4 protein-coding genes are annotated in these 3,696 nt (G+C 70.9%); 3 read left to right on the forward strand and 1 reads right to left on the reverse strand.

The genetic code is table 11. The features are described 5' to 3' along the window. Together G3I19_RS35285 and G3I19_RS35290 are read left to right on the forward strand one after the other, a co-directional pair. Positions 1-639, forward strand: a 639-nt coding sequence (locus tag G3I19_RS35285) for an SDR family NAD(P)-dependent oxidoreductase (protein WP_164267767.1), incomplete at its 5' end; no start/stop codon positions are given. Then, the gene (locus G3I19_RS35290; RefSeq protein ID WP_343235308.1) at positions 636-1,697 is read left to right on the forward strand and encodes a low specificity L-threonine aldolase; all 1,062 of its coding nucleotides are present in this window, start codon (positions 636-638) and stop codon (positions 1,695-1,697) included. The genes G3I19_RS35285 and G3I19_RS35290, both read left to right, overlap by 4 nt. A gap of 130 nt (positions 1,698-1,827) precedes the next feature. Here the strand turns inward: G3I19_RS35290 and G3I19_RS35295 are convergent, their stop codons facing one another. Continuing rightward, positions 1,828-2,556 (reverse strand): lysophospholipid acyltransferase family protein, encoded by a 729-nt coding sequence (locus G3I19_RS35295; protein ID WP_164267769.1) that lies wholly within the window; start codon positions 2,554-2,556, stop codon positions 1,828-1,830. Positions 2,557-2,928: 372 nt separating this feature from the next. Between G3I19_RS35295 and G3I19_RS35300 the strand changes: the two genes are divergently transcribed. Beyond that, on the forward strand, positions 2,929-3,255 hold the full coding sequence (locus tag G3I19_RS35300) for a thioredoxin family protein (protein ID WP_164267770.1): 327 nt from the start codon (positions 2,929-2,931) through the stop codon (positions 3,253-3,255). Positions 3,256-3,696: the final 441 nt, after the last annotated feature.

The raw sequence follows: 3,696 nt of genomic DNA on the forward strand, positions 1-3,696 counted from the left end.
CGCGCGGACGCCGACGTCGCCCGGCTCGCCGAGGCGGTGGACGCGGCGCGCTATGCGCACGGCGGGGCCACCGTGACGGGCGAGACGGTCGATCTGCTGGATCTGGAGGCCACCCGGGCCTGGGCCGACCGTACGGAGGCCGAGTTCGGCCGTATCGACGGTCTGGTGCATCTGGTGGGGGGCTGGCGCGGCAGCGCCACCTTCGCCGAGACCGATATCGCCGACTGGAATCTGCTGGAGAAGCTGCTGATCCGCACGGTCCAGCACACCTCGCTGGCGTTCCACGACGCGCTGCTGCGCAGCGACCGCGGCCGTTATGTGCTGATCAGCGCGGCCGGCGCGTCCAAACCCACCGCGGGCAACGCGGCCTACGCGGCGTCGAAGGCCGCGGCCGAGGCATGGACGCTGGCGCTCGGCGACGCCTTCCGCAAGGCGGGCGGCGATGAAGGGCCGCGGTCGGCCGCCTCCGTCCTGGTGATCAAGGCTCTGGTGCACGACGCGATGCGCGCCGAGCGTCCGAATGCGAAGTTCTCGGGCTTCACCGACGTCGCGCAGCTGGCCGAGGCCATCGCGGGCGTCTGGGACCAGCCCGCCGGAGACGTGAACGGAAAGCGCCTGTGGCTGACACCCGCCCCGTGAGGACCGATGCCGTACGCCACCACGACCCGCAGGTCCGTGGCTTCGCCAGTGACAACTACGCGGGCGCGCACCCGGAGATCCTGGCCGCGCTCGCCGTCGCGAACGGCGGACACCAGATCGCGTACGGCGAAGACGCCTACACCGACCATCTGCAGCGGCTGATCCACAGCCACTTCGGCCAGAGCGCCGAGGCGTTCCCGGTCTTCAACGGCACCGGGGCCAACGTCGTGGCGCTGCAGGCCCTCACCGACCGGTGGGGCGCCGTCGTCGCGGCCGAGACGGCACACATCAACGTGGACGAGGGCGGCGCCCCGGAGCGGGTCGCCGGGCTGAAGCTGCTCACCGTACCGACGCCCGACGGGAAGCTCACCCCCGAGCTGATCGACCGTCAGGCGTTCGGCTGGGACGACGAACACCGGGCGATGCCGCAGGTCGTCTCGATCACCCAGAACACCGAACTCGGCACGGTCTACACCCCCGACGAGATCCGGGCGATCTGCGAGCACGCCCACGGCCACGGGATGAAGGTGCATCTCGACGGGGCCCGGATAGCCAACGCGGCGGCCTCGCTCGACGTGCCGATGCGCGCCTTCACCAACGCGGTGGGGGTGGACATCCTCTCCTTCGGCGGCACCAAGAACGGCATGCTCTTCGGCGAAGCCGTCGTGGTCCTCAACCCGGACGCCGTACGGCACATGAAGCATGTGCGGAAGATGTCGATGCAGCTCGCGTCCAAGATGCGCTTCGTCTCGGTGCAGCTGGAAGCGCTGCTCACCCGCGATCTGTGGCTGCGCAACGCCCGCCACTCCAACGCCATGGCGCAGCGCCTCGCCGCGGGGGTGCGCGAGACGGACGGGGTCGAGATCCTGCACGCAGTCCAGGCGAACGCCGTGTTCGCCCGGCTGCCGCACGACGTCAGCGAGCGGCTGCAGAAGCGCTACCGCTTCTACTTCTGGGACGAGCCGGCCGGCGACGTCCGCTGGATGTGCTCCTTCGACACCACGGAGGAAGACGTGGACGGCTTCCTGCTGGCGCTGAAGGAAGAACTGGCCCGCTGAACCGGCCCGCCTGACCGGATCCGCCCACCGGGCCCGCCGACCGCTCGGCGGGCCCGGTGGGCGGATGCGTGAAGGGCCGGCCGGACTGAGTCCGGCCGGCCCTTTCCCGTATGTGGTTATGCGGCCGGACTCAGCCGGCTCCGGCCTCACGCACCTGCGCGGGCGTCGGCGCCGTGCCGCCCAGGTGGGCCGGGATCCACCAGGTGTCCGAAGCGTTCTTCGGGCGTACCGGATACGCGCGCTGCGCCGCTTCCAGCAGCTCCTGCATACGCTCGCGGAGCCTGCGGGTGATCGCCCCCGCGTACTCGTCGCTCGGCGCGTCCATGGGCTCGCCCACCCGGACCGTCACCGGGATGTGGCTGCGCTTGAGGTTGCGCGGCCTGCCCTTGGTCCACAGCCGCTGGGTGCCCCACAACGCCATCGGGATCAGCGGTACGCCCGCGTCCTGGGCCAGCCGTGCCGCGCCGGACTTGAAGCCCTTGAGCGTGAAGGACTCCGAGATCGTGGCCTCGGGGAAGACGCCGATGATCTCGCCGGAGCGCAGGGCCCTGAGGGCGTGCCGGTAGGCGGCCTCGCCCTGCTTGCGGTCCACCGGGATGTGCTTCATACCGCGCATCAGCGGCCCGGAGACCTTGTGGCGGAAGACCGACTCCTTGGCCATGAAGCGCACCAGGCGCTTCTGCGGGAGTGCGGCAAGACCGTTGAAGATGAAGTCCAGATAACCGATGTGGTTACTGACGAGGACGGCCCCGCCCGAGCGCGGGATGTTCTCGGAACCCTGTGTATCGATCTTGAGGTCGAGCGCCTTGAAGAGCCCCCGAGCGGCGCCGATGACCGGTCGATAGACGAGTTCTGCCATCTGGAGAAGACCCTTCTGTGCCCGGGGACGTGCCCCCCGGCGGAAGTTACGCTGCCGTAGGTTTGCGGCATGAGGCAGATCGTGCCCCATGCCGACCAGAGTAGCCACCCCTGGTGACGCGGGGCCGGGAGATCCTCGTCACGTCGTGCGTAAACCGCCCGCACCACCCCCGAGCAGCGCATACGCCGACAGGAACGATCCGGCGCGACCGGCGTGGTCCCGGCGTGGCTCCGGGAATCTTCCCGGCCGGTGGAGCGCTGCACCGGGACGGGACCGGAAGCCGTGGCAGGTGGCGCGCCGAGCGGCCGGTCCCGCGGCTGTGGGACCGTACGGGCTTCTGGCCGGTACGGCGGCGGAGGAACGGAGCACGACGTGTACGGGCAAGACGGTGAAACGCGGCTCGGAGCAGCGGAGTTGGGTGAGGAGCTGGGGGAGCGGGCGACGCTCGTCCAGTTCTCCAGCGCCTTCTGCAGGCCCTGTCGGGCCACCTGGCGGACGCTGCGGGAGGTGGCGGCCATGGTCGACGGTGTCACCCATGTCGAGCTCGACGCGGAGGCCAGGCTGGGACTCGTACGTGAGCTGGGCATCCTCAGGACGCCCACCGTGCTGGTGCTGGACGCGCGGGGCCGGATCGTGCGCCGGGCGTCGGGGCAGCCGCGCAAGGCGGACGTCATCGCCGCCCTGGGGCAGGCCGTCTGAGCCGGGCGTGTGGAGACGGGCGGCCGGGGGCGGCCGGTCCGAGACGGGCAGTCCCGGAGGGCGGCCACGGACAAGCGGCGAGGGACAAGCGGCGAGGGACAAGCGGCGAGGGACAAGCTGCCAGGGACGACCAGCCGGAGACCGGCCGCCCCGGCAGGCGGCTGACGCACCGTGAGTGATCTCCCACATTCCGGAAGGCTCTTGACGGAGTGTCCCCTGAATCGTCAATCTGACGCTATGTCGCAGCTCTCCCCTCCTGACGGCCGATGCCTCCCCCGCCGGGTCCTCGCGGACCCCGCCCGGATCGCCGTCGCGGGCTGTCCGGGTGTCTGAACATCCCCGGCCCCGTTCGCTCACACCGGAGAAGGGCACCCGCATGACGACGACGCACACCCCCACATCGGCACCGGAACGGACGCGGCCGGCCGGCGCGAGGCCGGC

The sequence above is a fragment of the Streptomyces sp. SID10853 genome (genome assembly GCF_010548145.1).
In the GTDB taxonomy this organism is placed as follows: domain Bacteria; phylum Actinomycetota; class Actinomycetes; order Streptomycetales; family Streptomycetaceae; genus Streptomyces.